The sequence below is a fragment of the Ruegeria sp. genome (genome assembly GCF_965243365.1).
Taxonomy (GTDB): domain Bacteria; phylum Pseudomonadota; class Alphaproteobacteria; order Rhodobacterales; family Rhodobacteraceae; genus Ruegeria.
The window spans coordinates 1,305,922-1,328,333 of the sequence record NZ_CBDEUW010000002.1 but is presented as its reverse complement, the minus strand read 5'-3'; the positions used below and the strand labels follow the sequence as shown (position 1 = coordinate 1,328,333).

At 57.6% G+C, this 22,412-nt stretch carries 22 protein-coding genes; 9 read left to right on the top strand and 13 right to left on the bottom strand.

Going from position 1 to position 22,412, the window contains the following annotated elements:
• Window positions 1–13 precede the first annotated feature (13 nt).
• On the bottom strand, window positions 14–919 hold the full coding sequence (locus tag ACP0GE_RS10245; RefSeq protein WP_424831850.1) for a LysR family transcriptional regulator: 906 nt from the start codon (window positions 917–919) through the stop codon (window positions 14–16).
• A gap of 229 nt (window positions 920–1,148) precedes the next feature.
• Here ACP0GE_RS10245 and ACP0GE_RS10240 point away from each other — a divergent pair, with 229 nt between their 5' ends.
• A complete protein-coding gene (locus ACP0GE_RS10240) occupies window positions 1,149–1,589 on the top strand; it encodes a DUF4399 domain-containing protein (protein ID WP_424831849.1) in 441 nt (146 codons plus the stop codon).
• Window positions 1,590–1,689: 100 nt separating this feature from the next.
• Complete coding sequence (locus ACP0GE_RS10235; protein ID WP_424831848.1) at window positions 1,690–2,298, top strand: LysE family translocator; 609 nt, start codon at window positions 1,690–1,692, stop codon at window positions 2,296–2,298.
• A gap of 23 nt (window positions 2,299–2,321) precedes the next feature.
• Here ACP0GE_RS10235 and ACP0GE_RS10230 read toward each other — a convergent pair whose 3' ends face one another.
• Entirely contained in the window at window positions 2,322–4,349 is a 2,028-nt protein-coding gene (locus ACP0GE_RS10230; protein WP_424831847.1) for an FAD-dependent oxidoreductase, read from the bottom strand.
• 133 nt (window positions 4,350–4,482) lie between these two features.
• On the opposite strand from ACP0GE_RS10230, the gene ACP0GE_RS10225 reads away from it, so the two are divergent.
• A complete protein-coding gene (locus ACP0GE_RS10225; protein ID WP_424831846.1) occupies window positions 4,483–4,971 on the top strand; it encodes an RNA pyrophosphohydrolase in 489 nt (162 codons plus the stop codon).
• A 12-nt stretch (window positions 4,972–4,983) separates the two neighbouring features.
• Here the strand turns inward: ACP0GE_RS10225 and ACP0GE_RS10220 are convergent, their stop codons facing one another.
• Window positions 4,984–5,520: a winged helix-turn-helix transcriptional regulator gene (locus ACP0GE_RS10220; protein WP_424831845.1), complete on the bottom strand. Its 537-nt coding sequence runs from the start codon at window positions 5,518–5,520 to the stop codon at window positions 4,984–4,986.
• Window positions 5,521–5,560: 40 nt separating this feature from the next.
• Here ACP0GE_RS10220 and ACP0GE_RS10215 point away from each other — a divergent pair, with 40 nt between their 5' ends.
• Window positions 5,561–5,938, top strand: coding sequence for a VOC family protein (locus tag ACP0GE_RS10215; protein WP_424831844.1), 378 nt, complete (start codon window positions 5,561–5,563; stop codon window positions 5,936–5,938).
• 30 nt (window positions 5,939–5,968) lie between these two features.
• Here the strand turns inward: ACP0GE_RS10215 and ACP0GE_RS10210 are convergent, their stop codons facing one another.
• Genes ACP0GE_RS10210 through ACP0GE_RS10200 form a run of 3 tightly spaced genes read right to left on the bottom strand, consistent with a single transcriptional unit; the run spans window position 5,969 to window position 8,441 of the window.
• Entirely contained in the window at window positions 5,969–6,958 is a 990-nt protein-coding gene (locus ACP0GE_RS10210) for an adenosine kinase (protein WP_424831843.1), read from the bottom strand.
• The gene (nth, locus tag ACP0GE_RS10205) at window positions 6,955–7,599 is read right to left on the bottom strand and encodes an endonuclease III (protein ID WP_424831842.1); all 645 of its coding nucleotides are present in this window, start codon (window positions 7,597–7,599) and stop codon (window positions 6,955–6,957) included. Before nth ends, ACP0GE_RS10210 begins: the two co-directional genes overlap by 4 nt.
• A gap of 41 nt (window positions 7,600–7,640) precedes the next feature.
• Window positions 7,641–8,441 carry a methyltransferase domain-containing protein gene (locus ACP0GE_RS10200; RefSeq protein WP_424831841.1) on the bottom strand — a complete coding sequence of 267 codons (801 nt, stop codon included), beginning with the start codon at window positions 8,439–8,441 and terminating at the stop codon, window positions 7,641–7,643.
• A 132-nt stretch (window positions 8,442–8,573) separates the two neighbouring features.
• Here ACP0GE_RS10200 and ACP0GE_RS10195 point away from each other — a divergent pair, with 132 nt between their 5' ends.
• Entirely contained in the window at window positions 8,574–9,425 is an 852-nt protein-coding gene (locus ACP0GE_RS10195; protein ID WP_424831840.1) for a methylated-DNA--[protein]-cysteine S-methyltransferase, read from the top strand.
• Window positions 9,426–9,479: 54 nt separating this feature from the next.
• Here ACP0GE_RS10195 and ACP0GE_RS10190 read toward each other — a convergent pair whose 3' ends face one another.
• On the bottom strand, window positions 9,480–10,919 hold the full coding sequence (locus ACP0GE_RS10190) for an aldehyde dehydrogenase family protein (RefSeq protein ID WP_424831839.1): 1,440 nt from the start codon (window positions 10,917–10,919) through the stop codon (window positions 9,480–9,482).
• 207 nt (window positions 10,920–11,126) lie between these two features.
• Here ACP0GE_RS10190 and ACP0GE_RS10185 point away from each other — a divergent pair, with 207 nt between their 5' ends.
• Window positions 11,127–11,777, top strand: coding sequence for a peroxiredoxin (locus ACP0GE_RS10185; protein ID WP_424831838.1), 651 nt, complete (start codon window positions 11,127–11,129; stop codon window positions 11,775–11,777).
• A 98-nt stretch (window positions 11,778–11,875) separates the two neighbouring features.
• On the opposite strand, the gene ACP0GE_RS10180 is transcribed toward ACP0GE_RS10185, so the two are convergent.
• On the bottom strand, window positions 11,876–12,715 hold the full coding sequence (locus ACP0GE_RS10180; protein WP_424831837.1) for an isocitrate lyase/PEP mutase family protein: 840 nt from the start codon (window positions 12,713–12,715) through the stop codon (window positions 11,876–11,878).
• Window positions 12,716–12,856: 141 nt separating this feature from the next.
• Window positions 12,857–15,007 carry a polyribonucleotide nucleotidyltransferase gene (gene pnp, locus ACP0GE_RS10175; protein ID WP_424831836.1) on the bottom strand — a complete coding sequence of 717 codons (2,151 nt, stop codon included), beginning with the start codon at window positions 15,005–15,007 and terminating at the stop codon, window positions 12,857–12,859.
• A 404-nt stretch (window positions 15,008–15,411) separates the two neighbouring features.
• Between pnp and ACP0GE_RS10170 the strand changes: the two genes are divergently transcribed.
• From ACP0GE_RS10170 to ACP0GE_RS10160, 3 genes are all read left to right on the top strand, one after another.
• Window positions 15,412–17,013 carry a BCCT family transporter gene (locus ACP0GE_RS10170; RefSeq protein WP_424831835.1) on the top strand — a complete coding sequence of 534 codons (1,602 nt, stop codon included), beginning with the start codon at window positions 15,412–15,414 and terminating at the stop codon, window positions 17,011–17,013.
• A 261-nt stretch (window positions 17,014–17,274) separates the two neighbouring features.
• Window positions 17,275–18,108: a transglutaminase-like domain-containing protein gene (locus ACP0GE_RS10165; protein WP_424831834.1), complete on the top strand. Its 834-nt coding sequence runs from the start codon at window positions 17,275–17,277 to the stop codon at window positions 18,106–18,108.
• Window positions 18,109–18,395: 287 nt separating this feature from the next.
• Entirely contained in the window at window positions 18,396–19,157 is a 762-nt protein-coding gene (locus tag ACP0GE_RS10160) for a DNA helicase (RefSeq protein ID WP_424831833.1), read from the top strand.
• Window positions 19,158–19,288: 131 nt separating this feature from the next.
• Here the strand turns inward: ACP0GE_RS10160 and rpsO are convergent, their stop codons facing one another.
• From rpsO to truB, 4 genes are all read right to left on the bottom strand, one after another.
• Complete coding sequence (rpsO, locus tag ACP0GE_RS10155; RefSeq protein WP_170379357.1) at window positions 19,289–19,558, bottom strand: 30S ribosomal protein S15; 270 nt, start codon at window positions 19,556–19,558, stop codon at window positions 19,289–19,291.
• A 143-nt stretch (window positions 19,559–19,701) separates the two neighbouring features.
• Entirely contained in the window at window positions 19,702–20,733 is a 1,032-nt protein-coding gene (locus ACP0GE_RS10150) for a calcium-binding protein (RefSeq protein ID WP_424831832.1), read from the bottom strand.
• Between the two features lie 91 nt (window positions 20,734–20,824).
• On the bottom strand, window positions 20,825–21,331 hold the full coding sequence (locus ACP0GE_RS10145; RefSeq protein ID WP_424831831.1) for a DUF1643 domain-containing protein: 507 nt from the start codon (window positions 21,329–21,331) through the stop codon (window positions 20,825–20,827).
• Between the two features lie 21 nt (window positions 21,332–21,352).
• Window positions 21,353–22,258, bottom strand: coding sequence for a tRNA pseudouridine(55) synthase TruB (truB, locus tag ACP0GE_RS10140; protein ID WP_424831830.1), 906 nt, complete (start codon window positions 22,256–22,258; stop codon window positions 21,353–21,355).
• Window positions 22,259–22,412 lie beyond the last annotated feature (154 nt).

Below are 22,412 nucleotides of genomic sequence, written 5' to 3'. Positions count from 1 at the left end.
ACCGGGAGAAATCTTACCAGTCCATCGGACCCTTTTCGGCAAAGGATTCGACGAGAAAATCAATAAACGCCCGCACCTTAGGTTGGGTAAACCGACCCGGCGGGTAAACAGCGTAGATGCCCTGAACTTCATCCGGCAAAGATGGCATTGCATCCACCACCAGACCGGATTTCAGTGCGTCTGCATATAGATAGCTGGGCAAATGCGCGATCCCCAGGCCCGAGATCGCGGCGTTAAGAAGCGATTGCCCGTCATTGACACTCAGCCAACCGGCGGTGCGGACCTGACGTTTTTCGCCCGATGGCGCGGTCAGTTTCCAGACACTACCCGAAGATTGGCTGGAGTAATGCAACAGCTTGTGTTCGTTCAGATCGTCGATTTTCTGCGGACGTCCGAATTGTTCGATATATTTCGGTGACGCAACCATGCGCTTCACGGTTTCGGTCAGCTTGCGGGCACGCAGGGTGCTGTCTTCCAGCTCACCAATGCGCACGGCAACATCGAAACCTTCGGAAATCAGTTCCACGTAACGGTTGTTCAAAACCATGTTCACGGTGATTTCGGGGTAAGACGAAAGGAACCCGGACAGAACCGGAGACAGGTGGTTCACGCCAAAATCCGTTGCCACACTGATCCGCAGCAGACCAGAGGGCGCAGATTGCATGGATGTCACCAGGGCATCTGCTTCGCCTGCGTCGTTCAGAACGCGCCGCGCGCGATCATAATAGGCCAATCCAATCTCGGTTGGTGAAACCCGACGTGTTGTCCGGTTCAGCAGCCGCGCACCCAATCTCGCCTCAAGGCTTGATACGTGCTTTGACACGGCCGATTTGGAAATACCCATTTTTTTGGCCGCATCCGTGAACCCCCCCTGGTCCACCACATTGGAAAAGGCCTCCATTTCGGTTAGTCGATCCATTCTCGTTCCCCAGGTCTTCTGTTCGTTGTCTCACTATTCCGTTCAATCTGGGCGAGAACGGGGCAATCATGGGATAATATCAGGGTTTTGATTCGGATCGTTTTCAATAGGGAAACGCGGAAACGATGGTTTCCAAATGTGCCAAACAGCCTTGTGAGGTTGGGTTTTCTGGAAAATATTTCAGTTGTGTTATGTTGAGAATGGCAAATTTGTGACTTGGGAGGAGATCATGAAAGCCATTTATACAGCCATATTTCTGGGTCTTGCGGCAGGTTTTGCCCATGCGGGCGGGGAAACGCCGTCAAACCCGGATGCAAAGGTCTATTTTGTGAATTTGTCCGATGGGGACACGGTGCAGTCGCCCGTGACCATTGTTTTTGGGCTCAACGGCATGGGTGTCGCCCCTGCGGGAACCGAGGCTGAAAATACCGGTCACCATCATCTGCTGATCAATCGCCCACCGCTGGGTGAAGGTGAAGACGGCGCGGATGAGCTGGCCTACGGCTTGCCTTCGGATGAGAACCACATGCATTTCGGCGGTGGCCAGACCGAGGTCACCCTGGACCTGCCATCAGGTGAACACACGCTGCAACTGGTTCTGGGTGATGCCGGCCACGTACCGCACGCGACGCCGATTGTCTCTGATGTGATTACGATTTCGGTTGAGTAGGAAACCAACGGACAATCTCTCACTGAGGCTGTGATCCGGCCAAGTTTACTTTTCCATTCAGATCAGCGACCCTGCCGACGATTTGTCTTGAGGGGCGCACATGGCGTTGGACTTCTTTCTTACTTCGTTGATTGTCGTGCTTTTGCCGGGTACAGGCGTGATTTACACTCTGGCAATTGGACTTGGCAGGGGCTTCCGGGCCAGCCTCGCAGCGGCGCTTGGCTGCACAATTGGGATTGTACCAGCGGCACTGGCAAGCATTATTGGCCTGGCTGCGTTGTTGCATACAAGTGCTGTGGCCTTTCAGATCATCAAGTATCTTGGCGTGCTCTACCTGTTTTATATGGCCTTGAGCATTTTAAGGGACGGCGGCGGGATGGATGTTAACGCCGAGAAAACGTCAAAGGGTTACCTTAGAATTGCGACCACCGGGACCTTGATCAATGTCCTGAATCCAAAGCTGTCCTTGTTTTTCCTGGCCTTTCTGCCTCAGTTCCTGCCCGCAGGTGCCGCCAACCCGGGGCTTGAACTGGCAAAGCTCGCCCTTGCCTTTATGGCAATGACCCTCGCCGTTTTCGTGGTTTACGGTGCCTGCGCAGCCCTTGCGCGCGACTATGTCATACGTCGCCCGTCCGTGATGGCCTGGATCAAACGCTGCTTTGCCGCCACTTTTGGCGCGTTAGGGGCCAAATTGGCGTTAACCGATTGATTTCGTCCCCGATGCCAGCCGGTTCATAATTCCGCCGCCAACCGAGTTCCCTGATTGATCGCGCGCTTTGCATCCAGCTCGGCAGCCACATCTGCCCCGCCAATCACATGCGGGGTGACGCCCCTTTCGATCAGGTCGTCCGCAAGACTGCGCTCTGACACTTGCCCGGCGCAAAGCACGATTGTGTCGGCAGCGATAACGGTCGGGTCCGCCCGTTCTTCACCAAAGCTGACATGCAGACCATCATCATCGATGCGTTCGTAGTTCACACCGCCTACAAAATTGACGTTCTTCATCTTCAATGCCGTGCGATGAATCCAGCCGGTCGTCTTGCCCAGCCCTTTGCCATGGGCTTGTTTCTTGCGCTGCAACAGAGTGACCTGACGTTCCGGCGCCGCAGGTTGCGGGCCTTCGGGGGCCAGACCGGACCTGTGTTCGGCCGGATCGGTCACGCCCCATTCCTTCATCCACAAAGGCAGGTCGGTTGTCGGGCTGTGACCAGCCTCCAGCAGGAATTCAGACACGTCGAACCCGATACCGCCTGCACCGATCACGGCCACGGACCTACCCACCTCGGCCTTGCTGCGCAGCACGTCGATATAGCTGAGTACATTGCTCCGGTCCTGTCCCGGAATCTGCGGATCACGCGGGATGACGCCGGTTGCAATTACGACCTCGTCAAATCCGGTCAGGTCATCCGCAGTGACGTCACGGTTGAGTTCCAGCTTGACGCCCAGTTCGGTCATCATGGTGCGATACCAGTCGACGAGACCCCAGAATTCCTCTTTCCCCGGCACCTGTTTGGCCATGTTCAACTGACCGCCGATTTCGGCGGCGCGGTCGAAAAGCGTTACATCATGACCGCGCTGGGCGGCGGTCATCGCGGTGGCCAAGCCCGCCGGGCCCGCGCCGACTATGGCGATGGATTTTGGTGCGCTGGCCTTGCCGATCACCAGTTCGGTTTCGTGGCAGGCACGCGGGTTAACAAGGCACGATGTCAGTTTGCCGCTGAACGTATGATCCAGACAGGCTTGGTTGCAGGCGATGCAGGGGGCAATCTTCTGGGCCTCTCCTGATATCGCTTTGGCCACGAAATCGGCATCCGCCAACATCGGACGTGCCAATGACACCATGTCGGCGCAGCCTGTCGCCAGAACCTCTTCGGCGACCTCGGGCGTGTTGATCCGGTTTGAGGTGATCAGCGGGGTCGACACCTTGCCCATCAGCTTTTTTGTGACCCACGCAAAAGCCGCACGGGGGACGCTGGTGGCAATCGTTGGTATCCGCGCCTCGTGCCAGCCGATACCCGTGTTGATGATCGTGGCCCCTGCCTTTTCGATCTCTTGCGCCAGTTGCACAACCTCATCATGGGTCGAGCCATTGGGTATCAGGTCGATCATCGACAGCCGGAAAATGATGATGAAATCAGACCCTACCGCTTCCCGTGTGCGGCGGACAACTTCGATGGCCAACCGCATCCGATTTTCATACGACCCGCCCCAACGGTCGGTGCGCTTGTTGGTATGGGTCACGAGGAACTGGTTAATGAAATACCCTTCTGACCCCATGATTTCGACCCCGTCATAGCCTGCTTTCCGGGCCAGCACGGCAGCATTGACGATGTCGCTGATCTGTTTCTCGATCCCCTCCTCGTCCAACTCGTTTGGTGGAAAAGGCGAAATCGGAGATTTTACCGGGCTCGGGGCCACGCATTTGGGGCCGTAGGCGTATCGACCTGCATGCAGAATCTGCATCGCGATTTTACCACCTGCCTGATGCACCCGGTCGGTGACGATGGAATGATTGGCGACATCCTTGTCGCTGGTCATCATCGCAGCCCCCGGCAGCACCGAACCCTCCAGGTTCGGCCCGATCCCTCCGGTTACCATCAGCGCCACACCGCCGCGCGCCCGGTCGGCGTAGAACTCGGCCACCCGGTTCCAGTCGCCGGTCTCCTCCAGCCCGGTATGCATCGAGCCCATCAGCACGCGGTTCTTTAACGTGGTAAAGCCCAGATCCAGCGGGGCCAGCAGGTTTGGGTACGCGGTCATAATGATCCTCTCCCTCGGTTTGGCATTTAGATTGACGTTTGCATCAGGCTTGTCACGCGAAACCCAACGTCACCCCCTTTGCTGTCGCGGCGGTGCTTGGTACAGCTTGGCCACACAACACATGAGGCCGCGCATGACACCGGAAGAAATCGCCAAACTGCCCTATCGCCCTTGTGTCGGGCTGATGCTGATGAATGCCGAGGGCGGTATTTTTGTCGGTATGCGAAATGACGGCCCTAAGGACGCATGGCAGATGCCGCAAGGCGGTGTGGACAAGGGCGAAGACCCGCGCGACGCGGCCTTGCGCGAGCTGTGGGAAGAGACCGGAGTGACCTCTGATCTGGTCGAGATCATCGCCGAAACGGATGGGTGGCTGCCCTATGACCTGCCCCACGACATTGTGCCGAAGATTTGGAAGGGCCGCTATCGCGGGCAGGAGCAGAAATGGTATTTGATGCGGTTTCTGGGGCGGGACGATCAGATCAATATTCAGACCAAACACCCGGAGTTTACAAAGTGGAAATGGCAGCAGCCGTCTCGACTGGTTGAAGAAATCGTTCCATTTAAGCGCGAGGTCTATGAGCAGGTCGTTGCGGCGTTCTCTGCTTATCTGAAAAGCTGACCCGGTGCTTTCTTATCCCGACAGATCGATGACTTGACTGACCTCAATGCCCCTGTTGATGGCCCTATAAGTGGGAAAGGGCGCGCGGCCGGACAGGTCGATGTCGCGCTGCAGCCAATCCTGGCCCTCAAGCTGATGCAGGGATTTTGACAAAGCGCGGTCAGTAACAGTGACCAGATCAGATCTGAGGCTCGAAAACCGTTGCGGCGTTTTCGTCAACGCCAGAATCGGGAGCGTCCAATTGCGACGCAGCAAAGTGAACTCGGACGCGTCCGGGACGGTTTTGACAATTTGGCTGGCCAGTTCGGCGGCCTTCACGCCATCCTGCGTCAGCCGGAATTCCGGACGCAGCGGATGTCCGTGACCCGGATTTCGCTCCAGCAGTTCAAGCTCGACAAGATGTTCCAGGCTTGATGCAAAAGCGGTTCGGCTTGCCCCGGCTGCCTTCAACAGCGGTGCCTGCCGCCCCGGGACACCCGCGTGCAGGGCCGCAAGAATGCTCAGAGACCAAGTGCGGGACGTAAGCTTGACAAGCGTCTTTATGTCCATAAAGTATAGTTACTATATTTAGATTCTAAAGGAAAGCACAATGCCACTCGTTTCATTGGAAGATACCATTACACTTGCAATATCTGTGCGTGATCGCCACGCCAGCGCTGACTGGTACGCTGACAAACTGGGGTTTGAACTGATCCATCACATTGATGAAGCGGGTTGGAGCGAGATGCAGACCAAGACCCCGGGCGTGACGCTTGGGCTAGGCGAACAGACGGAACCCGCGCCCGGCAACACCGTGCCAGTTTTCGGTGTATCGGACATTGAAACGGCCCGGGGCGCGCTTGAGTCGGCAGGCGTTAAATTTGACGGCGCCACCGAGACCATCGAGGGGATGGTCAGCACAGCGACGTTTTATGATCCAGACGGAAACGCCTTGATGTTGGCACAGGATCTGACGGGGGCAGGTTGACGCCCCCGTCGCTAGGCAAACGGAATCTGGTTAAAGCAACCCTTCGGCGCGCAGCAGTTCCAGCATATTTGCCTCGGGGCGCGGCCCAATGTGGCTGATAACCTCACGGGCGCAAACATTGCCAATCCGGGCGCAGGTTTCGAAGTCCCGGCCTGTGGCCATCCCGTACAGGAACCCGGCAGCGAACTGATCGCCTGCACCAGTTGCGTCAACTGGAACGATTTTTTCGACGGGCACGTTGAACCGTTGCCCGTCACTTAGAACCGCCACGCCATCACCCGACCGGGTACACACGACCAGAGGGCAAATTTCGGCGGTCTTGGCCAGCGCCTCTTCAAGGTCATCGGTTTCGAACAGCGATTTGATTTCGGCCTCATTGCCAATCACAAAATCCAGCTCGTTTTCGATCAGCAGCAAAAAGTCGACCCGATGCCGTTCAACGCAGAACGGGTCAGAAATGGCGATACCGGCCTTGCCGCCACCCTTGTGACAGGTGCGCGCGGCCTCAAGAAAGGCAGCCTTGCCCTTTTCCTTATCGAACAGATACCCCTCAAGGAACATGATCTGGCTGTTGCCGGCCACATCGCTGGACACATCCTGCGAGGACAGCTCGGACGAAATTCCCAGATAGGTATTCATCGACCGTTCTCCGTCCGGCGAGACAAAGATCATCGAACGCGAGGTCGGCAACTCGCCCCCCGGGACCGGAGGGTTCACGAAATCGACCCCATCTTCATTCATCGCATCGGCGTAGAACCGGCCCAGGGCGTCATCGTGCACCCGGCCAATGAACGCCGCGTCCAAACCCAGCGCACCCGCACCCGCGATCGTATTTGCAACAGAGCCGCCGGGTGTCTGCACGCGACCTTCCATCGACGCATAAAGAACTTCACCGCGTTCCTGTTCGATCAGCTGCATGATGCCCTTTTCGATGCCCATCAGTTCCAGGAAACTGTCATCGGCTTGGGAAATCACGTCCACAACGGCATTTCCGATGCCAGTGAGCTGGTAGGTTTTCATAGGTTTTTGTCCTCAAATTCGCAGAGATCGCGGATGATGCAGGTGCTGCACAAAGGTTTGCGCGCCTTACAGTGATAGCGGCCATGCAGGATCAGCCAGTGATGCGCAGGGAGTTGGAAATCGGCCGGGATATTGTCTTCGATGGCACGCTCGACCGCGTTCACATCCTTGCCCGGGCAAATGCCGGTGCGATTGCCAACACGAAAGATATGGGTGTCCACGGCCTGCGCCGGTTGCCGCCACCACATGTTCAACACCACATTGGCCGTCTTGCGCCCCACACCGGGCAGCGATTGCAGCGCCGCGCGCGAATTTGGCACTTCACCGTCATAGTCTTCGACCAGAATGCGGCTGAGTTTGATGACGTTCTTGGCCTTCTGGCGGAACAGGCCGATGGTCTTGATATGCTCGATCAAACCTTCTTCGCCCAGATCCAGCATCTTTTGCGGGGTATCGGCGATCTTGAACAGCTCACGCGTGGCCTTGTTGACGCCAGCGTCAGTCGCCTGCGCCGAAAGCGCCACGGCCACGACCAGAGTATAGACGTTCACATGCTCCAGCTCGCCCTTGGGTTCCGGGTCGGCTGCCTGAAAACGGGTAAAGATCTCGCGGATCGTATGGTAATCGAGTTGTTTTGCCATCCGGGCCTTAATGCCGTGTGCGGGCCACCGGGTAAAGGGCGTCAGGCCCGGGTTGCGACAAAGAAATGCGCCTCCTGCGGCACGATGAACACGCCGTCTTGGGAATAAGGGGCCAGTCGGGCCGCGATATCGTCGATGACCTGATCTATCACGGCCTCTCCTTTGGCGCGCATGTCTTGTTCAACCGGCAGTGCCAGAACCTGAGCGCGCAGGTCTTCAAATCGACGCTGCAATATGATGCCGTCATGGGTGGCCACCGAAAAACCGGCATCTTGCAACAATGATGTGATCACGTCCCCATCCCGGAATGAGAATGGCGCGCGGGCTTTTTGTGCCGCGCTGTCACTGACAAATGTTGCCAATGCTTCGGCAAGCGCGTTGTTGAAGGGAGAAATTGCGCGCCAGCACGTCAGGCTCAGGTGCCCTGACGGCTTCAGCACGCGGTGAATCTCGGCCAGTGCCGCAGGCTTGTCAGGAAAGAATTGCAGGCCTTGCTGAATACAGGCCAGATCGAAACTCTGGTCGTCCAGGGGCAAAGCGGTGACATCCGAGGCCACCCATTCCACAGAATGAACTGTCCGCTTCGTCATGGACCGGGCGACATCAATCATTGACTGGTTCAAATCCGCTCCGACAACACGCCCTTGCCCGGGCAAATGCTCCAGTATGGCCCGAGTCAAGGCACCGGTCCCGCAGGCGACGTCCAGAATGTGCCCGTTGGCGGGAAGATTCAGGCGCTTGGCCGTGGCATCAGCCAGGGGGGCGAACATCGCCGGGACCGAGTGATCCTGATATTTGCGGGCTGCTGCTTCTGACAAGCGAAAGGCATCAATTGGCGACATTGGCAAGCTCCTGAAAGAGTGCAGACTAACAAAGGCCGTCTGAATCAACAAATCGGTGAACGCTTGCGCAAGTTCCGGGTCGCTCTGATAGCGTCAAAAGGATTACGATCAATTCAACGAAGGAGGTGCGACATGAACGTCCAGACCCCAGAAGGCGGATACCATTACAACGTCATGCGCCGAGCCATAGACTTGATCGATCAGGGCGGTGAAGGCCTCAGCCTCGACGAGTTGGCCAGCCAGATGGATATGAGCCCTGCGCACTTTCAGCGCCTGTTCTCGCGCTGGACAGGAGTCTCGCCCAAACGGTACCAACAATACCTGACGCTGGGCCATGCCAAGGCTCTGCTGCGTGAGAGGTTCACGACTTTGGAGACCGCTCACAATGTGGGACTTTCCGGCAGCGGCCGTCTCCATGACCTGTTCCTGAAATGGGAATCCATGAGCCCCGGGGAATACGCTCGCAAAGGCGCCGGCCTGACTATCTTTTGGGGCTGGTTCGAAAGCCCCTTTGGGCCTGCACTGGTGATGGGCACAGACAAAGGCATTTGCGGGATGGCCTTCGGGGCCGAAACCGGCGAGGAAGAGGCGATGGAGGATATGCTGTCGCGCTGGCCGATGGCCAATTTCGTCGAGGATCCGATGCGGCTGCGCCCCTGGGTGCTCAGCGCGTTTGGCGCGACCAGCGACCGGCTGGAGCCGACGCCGCTTTACCTGATCGGATCACCCTTGCAGATCAAGGTGTGGGAAGCGCTGATGCATATCCCCTCTGGTCAGGTCACCACCTATTCCGAAATCGCCCAGCGGGTGGGTTCGCCACAAGCCGTGCGCGCGGTGGGCACGGCGGTTGGACGCAACCCGGTCAGTTGGCTGATCCCATGCCACCGGGCGCTGCGCAAATCCGGAGGGCTAGGTGGCTATCATTGGGGCTTGCCAGTCAAACGCGCCATGCTGGCCTACGAAGCCGCGCAGGCAGAAGCCTGAAAATAAAGCGAGGCACCTTTGGGTGCCTCACAATTGGATCGCTTTGGCACGGGCTTATTCTGCGGCCCAGCCTCCGACGGCCTTGACTTCAAGAAAGTCCTCCAGCCCCCAGACACCGCCCTCGCGCCCGTTGCCGGATTGCTTCATCCCGCCGAATGGAGAACCCGCGCTGCGCGACTGGCCGTTCATCTCAACCATGCCCGAGCGCAAGGCGCGGGCCATACGGTTGGCGCGGTCGCCATCCTGAGTCTGGACGTAATTGGTCAGACCATAGGGCGTATCATTGGCGATCTCGACAGCCTCTTCCTCGGTATCGAAAGGGATCATGGTCAGAACCGGGCCAAAGATTTCTTCGCGCGCGATGATCATCTGATTGTTGGCATCCGCGAATACGGTTGGCCGGACGTAGTAACCTTTGTTCAATCCCTCAGGACGACCTGTACCGCCTGCGACCAGACGCGCGCCCTCGTCGATGCCTTTCTGAATCAAGTCCTGAATCTTGGTCCACTGAACCTCATTCACCACGGGGCCGATGTGACGGCCTTCTTCCTGCGCGGGACCAACTGAGACCTTGTTTGCCACCTGGGCGGCGGTCTCAATCGCCTGATCGTAGATCGGGCGTTGCACCAGCATCCGGCTGGGCGCGTTACAGCTTTGACCGGTGTTGTTCATCATATGCAGAACGCCACGCTTCACCGCCTTCTCATCTGCATCCGCAAAGACCACATTTGCGCCCTTGCCGCCCAACTCCAGATGCACCTTCTTCAACGTATCCGCTGCATTCTTCGAAATGGCCGTCCCGGCGCGGGTCGATCCGGTAAAGCTGACCATATCGACATCCCTATGCCCCGACAGTTGCGAGCCCACGCCCACGCCATCCCCATTCACAAGGTTGAACACACCCGCCGGGAATCCGGCCTCATCCATCATTTCGGCAAAGATCATCGCGTTCAGCGGGCTCTGTTCCGAGGGTTTCAGCACCATCGTGCAGCCCGCAATCGCCGCAGCGCCGACTTTGAGTGTGATCTGGTTCATCGGCCAGTTCCACGGTGTAATCAAGGCTGCCACACCGACAGCTTCATATATGATCCGGTCGTTCGGGGCGTGTTCCCCCAGCGGGCGTTCGAACTGGAACGCCTTGGCCGCGCGGATGAAGTTCTTCAGGTGCCAGATACCCGCTCCTGCCTGCGACGTGCGGGACATGTCGATGGGGGCGCCCATTTCAAGCGACATCGCCTGCGCCAGATCTTCTGATCGTGTCTGGTAAATCTCGACCAGCTTCTCAACCAGCGCGATGCGTTCTTCAGCCGGAGTTGCCATCCATCCGGGCAGGGCAGATTTTGCGGCAGCGACAGCGGCGTCTGTATCGGCGGCACCGCCCAGAGAGATCACAGCGCAGGGCTCTTCTGTCGAGGGGTTGATCACATGAAAATCATGAGGCTCAACCGGGGCGACCCACTGGCCATTGATATAGAAATCGCGCTTTTCGATCATTGAGTGTGCCTCCGCAAAAAAGAAATCGACCGCGTGGTCGGTTATTGCCACTTTGTCACTGCGTGTTTACGGGGGCAAGGGAAAAGCTTGGGACATTTCCAGGGCCGATGAAATGACGCTGGGTCAGGAATGAAAGGTTTAACCCGGCGGCAAAGTAACTAAGTTGGCAGCAACCGAGTCGGTCAACCCCAACAGAGGAGACGCCCCATGGGTTTACGCATAAATGATACCGTCCCGAATTTCACGGCAGAAACGGATCAGGGAACCATCCAGTTCCACGACTGGATCGGCGACAGCTGGGCGATTCTGTTCTCGCATCCCAAGGATTTCACCCCTGTCTGCACCACCGAGTTTTCGGCCGTGGCGCAGCTGAACGATGAATGGGCGGCGCGCAACACCAAGGTGATTGGCGTTTCGGTCGACAGTGCCGAAGATCACCGCAAATGGAAGAAGGACATCGAGGAATACGGCAAGGCCAACCCGGGCTTTCCGATCATTGCCGATGACGGTCTGGCCGTGTCCAAGGCTTTTGACATGCTACCAGCCGAGGCCTACCTGCCCGATGGCCGCACGCCCGCCGACAGTGCCACCGTGCGTTCGGTCTTTATCATTGGACCGGACAAGCAATTGAAGCTGTCGATGACTTATCCGATGACTGTAGGCCGGAACTTTGCCGAGATCCTGCGCGCGCTGGACGGATTGCAGATGAGCGCCAAAGGCGTTGCCACGCCTGCCAACTGGGTGCCGGGCGAGGACGTGATTATCCCTCCGGCGGTGTCGAACGATGAGGCCAAAGAGAAATTCGGCGAGTTCGAAACGATCTTCCCCTATTTGCGTAAAACAAAGGCTCCGACATAAGTCTGAGCGGGTACGGGGGGGGCTGTCTGCCCCCTGTCGCGCCTGTTGGCGCGCCTCCCCCCGAAGATATTTGGGGCCAGATGAAGCAGGGGTGGGGACTAGGATCTGTTTGTGCTTTTGGTATGCGACATGAGCTGGCTTATGGCTTCGCCGGGCATTGCGTCCAGCGCATAATCGAAGGTTCCCGAGAGGCGGACTTCTTGCGCGGCACGCATCAGCGCGCCGAATGCGGCGCGTGCGAAAGACCCGCCGACGCTGATGCGTTTCACACCAGCGTCGGCCAGTTCAGCGATGCTGTATCCTGGGCCGCGCAATCCCATCACCACGTTCACAGGCTTGTCCACTTCGCGGCAGACCGTTCTGATCGTCTCGATATCGGGTAGGCCCGGGGCGTAGAGCACATCTGCACCAGCCTCGGAAAATGCTTGTAGGCGGCGGATCGTGTCGGTGAGATCGGGGTTGCCGCAGATGAAATTCTCGGCGCGGGCGGTCAGCAGGAAGTCTTGCCCCGAGGCGGCCTCAGCCGCAGCGCGGATACGGTCGACGGCCTGTGCGAATTCATAGATCGGGGTGCCGGGATCGCCTGTGGCATCTTCGATCGACCCGCCGACAAGGCCGGTTGCGCAGGCCTTTGTGACCGTTTCGGCGCAGATATCGGAGGTTGCGCCAAACCCGTCTTCGAGGTCTGCCGATACCGGCAATTCGGTCGCCGCAGTGATTTCGGTGGCATTGATCAGAATCTCCTGCCTGCTCAGGCCCGCGAAGGAATCGCGCTTGCCTTTCGAGAAGGCGTAACCCGCACTAGTGGTGGCCAGGGCTTCGAATCCAAGGCTTGTCAGCAGTCGGGCGGATCCGGCATCCCATGGGTTGGGCATGACAAAGGTGGTGTCTTGTTCATGCAGCGCCTTGAAATGTTGGTATTTCTCGTTTCGGTTCATAGCAGTGACCCCGCATGTTGAGGATGATGGGGTCAGCATAACGAGAAGGAACATAAAGTGAACAATTGTATGCTTTGGCCGCCGCAAAAAAAGACCCCGGTCAGATGCCGGGGCCTTTTGTGATCATCAGACAAGAACAGATTACTCTGCGCTTTCCTCTTTCTTTTCTTTTTTCTCGGGCACGATCTCTTCGCCGGTTTCCTGATCGACGACTTTCATCGACAGGCGGACCTTGCCGCGATCATCAAAGCCCAGCAGCTTGACCTTTACTTCCTGACCTTCCTTCAGAACGTCCGACGGATGGTTCAGACGGCGGTTTTCAATCTGGGATACATGGACCAGACCGTCGCGCTTGCCAAAGAAGTTCACGAAGGCACCGAAATCGACGATCTTGACCACTTTACCGGTGTAGATCTGGCCCTCTTCCGGCTCGGCGACGATCGAGTGGATCATCTCATAAGCCTTCTTGATCGATTCACCATCGGGCGAGGCGATCTTGATCACGCCGTCGTCGTTGATGTCGACCTTGGCACCCGAAACCTCGACGATTTCGCGGATGACCTTGCCGCCCGAACCGATCACTTCGCGGATCTTGTCGGTCGGGATGTTCATGGTCTCGATGCGCGGGGCGTGGACCGAGAATTCGTTGGTCTCGGACAGGGCTTTGCCCATCTCGCCCAGAATGTGCATCCGGCCGTCCTTGGCTTGCGCCAGGGCTTTCTCCATGATCTCAGGCGTGATGCCCGCAACCTTGATGTCCATCTGCAGCGAGGTGATGCCGTTTTCGGTACCTGCCACTTTGAAGTCCATGTCGCCCAGGTGATCTTCGTCACCCAGAATGTCGGACAGGATGGCATAATCGCCGTCATCTTCCAGGATCAGACCCATGGCGACACCGGCAACCGGTGCTTTCAGCGGAACGCCCGCATCCATCATCGACAGCGAACCGCCGCAGACCGATGCCATCGAGGACGATCCATTGGATTCTGTAATCTCCGACACGATGCGGATCGTGTAGGGGAAGTCGGTCGCCGCAGGCAGAACCGCCTGAAGCGCGCGCCATGCCAGCTTGCCGTGGCCGATCTCACGACGGCCCGGACCACCTACGCGGCCAACTTCACCAACCGAATACGGAGGGAAGTTGTAGTGCAGCAGGAAGTTCGATTTGAAGTTGCCATGCAGCGCGTCGATGAACTGTTCGTCGTCACCCGTGCCCAGCGTGGTCACGGCCAGCGCCTGCGTTTCACCACGGGTGAACAGGGCGGAACCGTGGGTCCGCGGCAGCATCGAGGTTTCCGCAACGATCGAACGGATATCGGTGGTCGAACGACCATCGATCCGCTTGCCGCCTTTGACGACGTCGCCGCGCAGAATACCAGCTTCCAGCTTTTTCATCGCGGAACCGAGGTTGCCGTCTTCCAGCTGTTCCTCGGTCAGTGCTTCCTTGATCGCTTCACGGGCAGCGGCAACAGCGGCGGTGCGCTCTTGCTTGTCGGTGATTGCGAACGCGGCGCGCATCTGCTCTTCACCGGCGGCCTTAACGGCGGCGGACAGCTCCGAGTAATCAGGCGCTTCGAACTCAAACGGCTCTTTCGCGGCGTCTTCGGCCAACGAGATGATCAGGTCGATGACCGGCTGAATCTGCTCATGCGCAAATGTCACCGCGCCCAGCATTTCCGCCTCGGACAGCTCATACGCTTCGGATTCAACCATCATCACGGCGTCTTTGGTGCCGGCGACAACCAGGTCCAGACGCTGTTCAGGGTTCAGGCGCAGATCCTGCATGTCATCGACGGTCGGGTTCAGGACGTATTCGCCATCTTCAAACCCAACGCGGGCACCGGCGATCGGGCCACGGAACGGGGCGCCCGAGATGGTCAGCGCGGCCGAAGCAGCGATCATCGCGACGATGTCGGGGTCGTTGACCAGATCGTGGCTCAGCACGGTGCACATCACCAGAACTTCGTTTTTGAAGCCGTCAACGAACAGCGGGCGGATCGGGCGGTCGATCAGACGCGCGGTCAGCGTCTCTTTCTCGGTCGGGCGCGCCTCGCGCTTGAAGAAGCCACCCGGAACTTTACCGGCGGCATAGTATTTCTCTTGATAGTGCACGGTCAGCGGGAAAAAGTCCTGACCGGGTTTTTGCGCACGGGCAAAGGTCACGTTCGCCATGACGCTGGTTTCACCCAGTGTGGCGATCACGCTGCCGTCGGCCTGACGGGCAACCTTGCCGGTTTCCAGCGTGAGCGTTTCCTCGCCCCACTGCATTGATTTCTTAGTTACATCAAACATATGCGTATCCTAGAACGGAGCACTCCCGCCCCTGCGGGTCTCCGGTTTGCATGGCGGCCCCATTGCCGCCGACCCCACTTTATCTTCCGTTCGAGTGCCGGGGTCAGGGCACAACGTCTCAGATATCCGCGCGCATACAGCAGAATGCGTTGAAAGGAAAGGGGAACCGAAGTGATTGGCCGACTTGCGCGGACTCTGGTTTGAAACCGCCCCAATTGCCACCTTTTCACTGTGCGCAAATCGATAAATATATTTGCGTTTTGAGAAAAACTGATTGCAGTGTAGGCTGTTACCACCGAACCTGCGGTCGAACGGACGGAAACGCGCCAAGGGGGTAATATACTCATAACCGTCACCCGGCCGACTACCTTGGCGTTTGCCTATTGCGAACAGAGGGGCAAAGTATGGCTCAAACCAAAAAAATGCTGGATCCTGATCCACGGATCTATGACTTTGAAACCGAGTACGAACTGGGGCAGGATAACGTCCGCCCGTTCGGTCTCGACATCCACAATCCGGTTTTCCTGATATCCAGTATATTGATCTTTGCGTTCGTCCTGATCGCATTGGCCAACCAAGAGGCTGCGGCCACATTCTTTGGCTGGCTTCGGCCCTGGCTGACCAGCACGTTTGACTGGTTCCTCGTCCTGTCGGTCGACGCTATCACCCTGTTCTGTCTGGTGCTGATCGTTCTGCCGGTGGGCAAGGTGCGGATTGGTGGGAAAGACGCCACGCCCGACTATTCCTATGCCGGCTGGATCGCGATGATGTTTGCGGCCGGCATCGGCATCGGCCTGCTGTTCTTTGGCGTGATGGAGCCGGTCTATTACAACTTTGCCGAAGGCGGGAACGCCGTACCGCTTGGCATCGATATCGCGGTGCCGGGCAACGAATACGCTGGCATTGTCGGTACGATCCACCATTGGGGCCTTGAAGGCTGGGCGGTCTACGCGGCCGTGGGTCTGGCGCTTGCGATCTTCAGCTACAATCTCGGCCTGCCGCTGACCCTGCGTTCGGCCTTTTACCCGATCCTGGGCGAGCGCGTCTGGGGCTGGTGGGGCCACATCATCGACACTCTGGCGGTGTTTGCCACGCTGTTCGGTCTGACCACCTCGCTGGGACTGGGCGCACAACAGGTTGCCGCCGGTCTGAACGAAGTGTTTGGCATCGAACCCAGTCCGACAGTGGTGGTTCTGCTAATCATCGGTATCACCGCGATTGCGCTTGGCTCGGTCCTGATGGGCATGGATGCAGGCGTGAAACGGTTGAGTGAGATCAATATGATCATGGCTGTGGGCCTGTTCCTCTTTGTCATTGCCGTCACCGGTATCGGCACAGCCATTGCCCGGTATTTCCACGTGATGGTCGATTACGTGTTCCACCTTCCGGCCCTTTCGAACCCGTTCGGACGAGAAGACACCAGCTATTTCCACGGCTGGACAACCTTCTACTGGGCGTGGTGGATCGCATGGTCGCCCTTCGTTGGCATGTTCATCGCCCGTATCTCCAAAGGCCGTACGGTGCGTGAATTTATCCTCTGCGCCCTGCTGGCGCCCACGGCGGTTTGTGCCCTGTGGATGTCGACCTTTGGCGGTGCCGCCATCGACATGCTGAACGCAGGCGGAGCAGAAGGCGTCCGTGCCACGGTGATCGACAGCTATGCCCCCGAAGGCGCGCTGTTCGGCTTCCTGAAAGAGCTGCCGCTTTATGGCATCATCGCCCCCATCGCGTTGATCCTGATCGTGGTGTTCTTTGTCACCTCGTCTGACTCGGGCTCACTGGTGATCGATACGATCACCGCAGGCGGCAAGATGGACGCCCCGGTGGTTCAGCGTGTCTTCTGGTGCACGCTGGAAGGACTGGTCGCTATCGCCCTGCTGTTGGGAGGCGGTCTGTCCGCCCTGCAAGGCGCAGCGGTGTCGACGGGCATTCCGTTTACTCTGGTGGTTCTGATGATGTGCTACTGCCTCTGGCTGGCGCTGAAATCGGAAAAGGCGAAGATGTAGCAAATTTGTTCAAACGAAACGGAAATCGCCCGCCAGTTAGCGGGCGATTTTATTTGGATTGAGAATTCCTCGAACCAGCAAAACTCTCCATAAATGCTCTACGACATTTCTTTGTTAAACGTCAGTCTTATTTCTCAGAAGGCCGACGGATTTAATATTTACAAAACTAGTTTTATGGTTTTTGTTGCGCTGTGATTGTTGGACGGCTCCTTCGTCCAACGGCGGCCAATCTAAAGCGTGTTTCATCCAGAAGGAATTTTGATGACACAAGTTACTGTAGAGGTTGACTGTAAGGGCTGCGCTACTCTGCTTGTTCCGAATGGAATCACGACACCATATGACGCAGTGGCGGCATTGGATGTGCACGGCGGTCAGATCACATGCGTGCTTTCAGAAGCGGAACTGGGACAATCCGCGTGCCTGATTGCGCCGGACGGGCCAAGAGTAACGCTGCGATACGCCATCACACCTGCGCCACGTGATGCAACGTATCCAGAAGCGATCTATCGTCTACGTGAAAACCAGTTTACCGTCGCGGCAGCCGAGTTGGCTGAGGCCAGTTCAGCAATCGCGCAGAAGGCAGGTGGCGGGCAACAGGGTATAGCCGCATTGGTTGCCGAAGCGGAAAGCCGCTTTTCTTATGCGCATCCCGAGAGCCGATTTAATGATGGTATGGATGCAGTACCTTTTCTGTCCTGCGGGGCGACCCCCGGATCATGTGTGGATATAAATACTTATCTGGTCGCTAGCCTTCGGGCGGCTGGATATCAGGCAGGCTACATATACGGATATTTCTTTCCTCAAGAACGGGGTGGTATCACCGATGATGGCCATTGTTGGGTTGTGACCCGACATGACGGAAACGTGCTGGAATGGGACATTGCGCACCACTTCAAAGCAGGCCTTGGTCCCACCAAGCCCGGTTTGAATCCGCGACCGGGCAAACGATTTGGCATTAGTCACTCAATGGGTCACTTTTACAAAGTCTCAGACGACGCCACGTTGCTGAAAATTCTAGGTGAACCTATTGGCTATTCCCATAGTATGGCACCAATAGACCCAAAAATCACCGTTCGCATGGAGCCCTGGAGTTAGTGTCGCTGAAGTTTCTGAGAATTGTATCCTAGCGGGCCAAGCGGTGAGTATCTCACATGATAAATTAAGAAAAACGCCCGCCAATTGGCGGGCGTTTTTTTTGCATTTTCAAACCCGGGTCGTCCTGTTCCGGCTCGCCATTCCTTGCAGGCCCTCAGTTTTTGACATTGAGTTTTGCGTTTAACTCTGAAAATCTCAGCGCAGGTTTTGCTCGAACCTCCGCCCTCCAATCGGGAAGCATCATTCATGCAGAGTAAATCACGTGTAAATCTGTCTCGGTCGGGCAAGTGCATAAGGAGGGATTGCCAATACAGCTCGAACCAGGAGGATTTAACATGCGCCTATCCGCCCCAATCTATCGATTGAAAAGGCAAGCCAAACTTATTGCGCGGCAAAAAGCCATCCGCCTGCACGAAGCTCTGGATCAAGTAGCGATCAATCAAGGATACCAAAGCTGGAGTCATCTCGCCTCGGTTTCATCAACTCGTGGGCCCGCAGCCAAGATCCTGTCGAATCTCAATCCGGGGGATATGATATTGATCGGAGCCCGACCGGGTCAGGGTAAAACATCTCTTGGGTTTGAACTGGCATCAAAGGCGTCAGAGATCGGCAGAAAGGGGTTTTTCTTTACCTTGGATTTTCACGAACGGGACATAGAAAATCTGGCCTCGGATCTGGGTATACGGCCTAGTCCGGATAAAAACGCTCCGACCGTTGATACGTCAGATCAGGTGTCTGCAGAATATGTGATTAATCACCTTAAGCTCAGCAAGGAACCGGCTTTGGTCGTGGTCGATTACCTTCAGCTTCTCGATCAAAAACGTGTTCACCCAAGCCTTGATGAGCAGGTTCAGTCGTTGAGGCAATATGTGACGGCGACGGATGCGATTTGCGTTCTGATTTCGCAAGTTGATCGCGCATTCGATCTTAGCAATAAATCAATGCCCGGTGTGTCGGACATCAGGTTGCCCAATCCAATTGATCTTTCCGTCTTCGACAAGATGTGTTTCCTGCACGACGGCGCAATTCACTTGCAATCGAACGTCTGATGGAACCACACAATTCCATCGGTCATAGCTTCTCGATGAGGTTTCCGAGCGTCTCAGCTCTTTAACTGGAAAAACAAAAACGCCCGCCAAAGTGGCGGGCGTCTGAAATCTGTAAGCGGTGCAATCCGATCTTAGCGGCGGATGCCCAGCTTTTTGATCAGGTCCTGGTAGCGCGCTTCTTCTTTGCCCTTCAGGTAGTCCAGCAGCTTACGGCGCTGGGCAACCATCTTCAGCAGACCGCGACGACCGTGGTTGTCTTTCTTGTGGGTCTTGAAGTGCTCGGTCAGGGTGGTGATGCGCGAGGTCAGGATGGCAACCTGAACTTCAGGCGAACCGGTGTCGCCCTCTTTGGTGCCGAATTCTTTCATGACGCGTGCTTTTTCAGCGGCAGTAATCGACATCGGGGTCTCCTTCAAAGGTTAGAGTTAATGGCGCAGGCCGGGATGTCGTCCAGCACAGGCCCATGGAGAAAACCGCACCGATTCCGATGCGGATGGGCGCGTATAGGCGCTTTTGCCCAGAATGGCAAAGGGATTCTGACGGATCAGGCCGTGGCGGCAAACTGAGCCAGATGAGCTTCGGTCACCAGCTGAATATCCTGTAGGGTCAGGCCTTGCGCGTGATACAGCTGGGCCACGTCCTCGCCGTTGATCTTGACCCGCGTCAGGTTCTCGTTTTCAGGGTCGGTCTCGATACTGACCTCAGGGTCTTCCTGATCCTCCCAGGGGATGATCAGTTTATCCTGCCCGATCTGAAAATCGACAATTGCCGCGCTTTGCTGGTCTTGCGATCCGGTCAGAACAAATTCATCTGCGCCGGTGCCGCCAGTCAGGATATCGCCGCTGCCTGCCAGCAGGATGTCATCCCCGGCCCCGCCGTTCAGGAAATCGGCGCTCTGCTCATCCAGGCATTCGGCGTCATCTGCACCAGAGAGGATGTCATCCCCGTCGCCGCCAAACAAACGATCTGATCCGGACCCGCCTGCCAGATAATCTGCGCCATCGCCGCCTTGCAGCGCATCGTCCCCCTCGCCACCCAGCAACGTGTCGTTATCCTGGCCGCCGAACAGCTCGTCATTCCCCTGACCACCGGTCAGGGCATCATCCCCGTAATGTCCATAAAGGGAATCATCCCCCTCATCGCCCGCCAGCAGGTCGTTGCCGGCGTCCCCGTGCAAGATGTCCGCACCGGCACCGCCCAGAATTTGGTCTGAGCCGTCGCCACCAAACAGGACGTCATTGCCTTCACCCCCCGCAATAAGGTCATTGCCGCCGTAACCATTGATCTGATCGTTGCCCTCGTCACCGGTCAGGGCGTCGGTGCCGTCATCTCCGGCGATGACAAGATGCCCTTCGAAATCGGACAGTATCTCACCTATGCCGGGGTCGTCTGTTTCGATCACTGTAGGGTCATCGACATTTTCACCATCCTCAAGCAGGTTCCCCTGCGAGGGTTCCTCGACCGAGGTGTCGTCGACTCGGTCATCATCACTCTGATCGTCGAAAGCAAAAAGATCACCCATCGCATACGCTGCGCCGCCGATTGCGGCCAGACCAAACAAACCAATCAGAAACATGGGAGCCCTCCGAAAGCACTTTGCCCCGGGGTGAAATATCCCATGCAATCAGCGGCTTGGTCAAAGCCAAGCTGAGCCCGTGGTTAACCGTTTATGACCATGGTTCGGGTTGCTGGGTGTAGGCGATGTACAGCGGGTGTTTGGGGTGCCCGTCCTTGGTCAGCCCCAGATGGAACAGCGGTTGCCCAGAGCCGCGCAGCAGAGTTTCAACCGCCGGGCCACGCTCCAGATGCGCTCCGTGGGTGCCCCATGCGGCGATAACCTGATCGGCCCATTGCACGCCATCCAGAATGGCCGCATCGTTCTGTGGCCCCACGGGATCGGCAGCGGCCCGCATTTTGCGCGGGTCGGTGTCGCGCCAGGCAAAGATGTTGGTCACCTGAAACGCCCCGAACCCCAGTGCCCGCGCGCGGCGCTCGCAACGTTCCACGGTGGGGTCGTTCTGCACCTCGGTCGCGGTCGAGGGGTTCAGCATCACGAACAGAGCTTTGCGCCCGCCCGCGTCCCAGACGCGAGTCAGGCTATAGCGATATTTCTCGCAGTCGGAGTAGATGGCGGTCGAGGGCGCGTCGCCCTTGGTATGGGAACGGGTGATCATGCCACCCGCCTAACATGCCATTCAGGCGACGAACACCCGGCTGGGATGCAATTCGCCCGATTTATAGACGCCCACAGCCACGGCTTTGCCGTCGAGCGAGGCCCAGGCCTCATCGCCGTATTCAATGCCTGAGGTCAGAACCATGCCGGGGTTGCCATTGCGCAGGCGGGTGGCGCCTTCGGGGGTGCATTTCAACTCGGGCAGGTCGGCGAGGCCGGTTTCCAGCGGATGCAGGTACTCGTCCAGCGCCTCGGTCTTGGCCATTTCGTCGATCTGTTCGATCGTGAGCCCGTCTTCGGCCTCGAACGGGCCGGACCAGATGCGGCGGAGTACCTTGACGTGACCGTGGCAGCCCAGAGCCGCGCCCAGATCACGGGCGATAGAGCGGACATAGCCACCTTTGCCACAGGTTATTTCCAGCACCACATGATCGTCGTCGGGGCGGTCCACAAGGATCAGTTCCTCGACCCACAAAGGACGGGCGGACAGTTCCACATCCTCACCATCGCGGGCCAGTTTATAGGCGCGCTGCCCGTCGATCTTCACCGCCGAGAACTTGGGTGGCACCTGCATGATATCACCCAGAAACGGGGCGAGCGCCTGTTTGATATCGTCATCCGAGGGGCGCGCATCGCTTTGCGCAATCACTTCGCCTTCGGCATCATCGGTGTTGGTGGCCTGACCCAGACGCACGGTGAAGGTGTAAGCCTTCAAAGCGTCGGTGATATAGGGAACGGTCTTGGTCGCCTCGCCCAGAGCCACGGCCAGAACGCCGGTCGCCTCAGGGTCCAGCGTACCCGCATGGCCCGCTTTCTTGGCGTCCATTGCCCACCGCACCTTGTTGACCACAGCGGTCGAGGTCATGCCCGCAGGCTTGTCCACCACCAGCCAACCGGAAATGTCGCGGCCCTTGCGTTTGCGTCCCATTTTACACCCTGAATCTTGCTGAGGCGCGCGAGTTAACGGATCGCGGCAAGGCTGTCAATTTACCCGTGCAACAGGTCTTTTCCGGGTGACGCTCTGCGCCCTAGCGCAGTTGCAAGCCGCGCAGCATCTCTGGATAGAAATCCAGGGCGAGGCC

What these genes read in the sequence shown, in the direction of transcription:
- ACP0GE_RS10245 (WP_424831850.1), bottom strand. Translation starts at nt 919, where the DNA reads ATGGATCGACTAACCGAAATGGAGGCCTTTTCCAATGTGGTGGACCAG.
- ACP0GE_RS10240 (WP_424831849.1), top strand. Translation starts at nt 1,149, where the DNA reads ATGAAAGCCATTTATACAGCCATATTTCTGGGTCTTGCGGCAGGTTTT.
- ACP0GE_RS10235 (WP_424831848.1), top strand. Translation starts at nt 1,690, where the DNA reads ATGGCGTTGGACTTCTTTCTTACTTCGTTGATTGTCGTGCTTTTGCCG.
- ACP0GE_RS10230 (WP_424831847.1), bottom strand. Translation starts at nt 4,349, where the DNA reads ATGACCGCGTACCCAAACCTGCTGGCCCCGCTGGATCTGGGCTTTACC.
- ACP0GE_RS10225 (WP_424831846.1), top strand. Translation starts at nt 4,483, where the DNA reads ATGACACCGGAAGAAATCGCCAAACTGCCCTATCGCCCTTGTGTCGGG.
- ACP0GE_RS10220 (WP_424831845.1), bottom strand. Translation starts at nt 5,520, where the DNA reads ATGGACATAAAGACGCTTGTCAAGCTTACGTCCCGCACTTGGTCTCTG.
- ACP0GE_RS10215 (WP_424831844.1), top strand. Translation starts at nt 5,561, where the DNA reads ATGCCACTCGTTTCATTGGAAGATACCATTACACTTGCAATATCTGTG.
- ACP0GE_RS10210 (WP_424831843.1), bottom strand. Translation starts at nt 6,958, where the DNA reads ATGAAAACCTACCAGCTCACTGGCATCGGAAATGCCGTTGTGGACGTG.
- nth (WP_424831842.1), bottom strand. Translation starts at nt 7,599, where the DNA reads ATGGCAAAACAACTCGATTACCATACGATCCGCGAGATCTTTACCCGT.
- ACP0GE_RS10200 (WP_424831841.1), bottom strand. Translation starts at nt 8,441, where the DNA reads ATGTCGCCAATTGATGCCTTTCGCTTGTCAGAAGCAGCAGCCCGCAAA.
- ACP0GE_RS10195 (WP_424831840.1), top strand. Translation starts at nt 8,574, where the DNA reads ATGAACGTCCAGACCCCAGAAGGCGGATACCATTACAACGTCATGCGC.
- ACP0GE_RS10190 (WP_424831839.1), bottom strand. Translation starts at nt 10,919, where the DNA reads ATGATCGAAAAGCGCGATTTCTATATCAATGGCCAGTGGGTCGCCCCG.
- ACP0GE_RS10185 (WP_424831838.1), top strand. Translation starts at nt 11,127, where the DNA reads ATGGGTTTACGCATAAATGATACCGTCCCGAATTTCACGGCAGAAACG.
- ACP0GE_RS10180 (WP_424831837.1), bottom strand. Translation starts at nt 12,715, where the DNA reads ATGAACCGAAACGAGAAATACCAACATTTCAAGGCGCTGCATGAACAA.
- pnp (WP_424831836.1), bottom strand. Translation starts at nt 15,007, where the DNA reads ATGTTTGATGTAACTAAGAAATCAATGCAGTGGGGCGAGGAAACGCTC.
- ACP0GE_RS10170 (WP_424831835.1), top strand. Translation starts at nt 15,412, where the DNA reads ATGGCTCAAACCAAAAAAATGCTGGATCCTGATCCACGGATCTATGAC.
- ACP0GE_RS10165 (WP_424831834.1), top strand. Translation starts at nt 17,275, where the DNA reads ATGACACAAGTTACTGTAGAGGTTGACTGTAAGGGCTGCGCTACTCTG.
- rpsO (WP_170379357.1), bottom strand. Translation starts at nt 19,558, where the DNA reads ATGTCGATTACTGCCGCTGAAAAAGCACGCGTCATGAAAGAATTCGGC.
- ACP0GE_RS10150 (WP_424831832.1), bottom strand. Translation starts at nt 20,733, where the DNA reads ATGTTTCTGATTGGTTTGTTTGGTCTGGCCGCAATCGGCGGCGCAGCG.
- ACP0GE_RS10145 (WP_424831831.1), bottom strand. Translation starts at nt 21,331, where the DNA reads ATGATCACCCGTTCCCATACCAAGGGCGACGCGCCCTCGACCGCCATC.
- truB (WP_424831830.1), bottom strand. Translation starts at nt 22,258, where the DNA reads ATGGGACGCAAACGCAAGGGCCGCGACATTTCCGGTTGGCTGGTGGTG.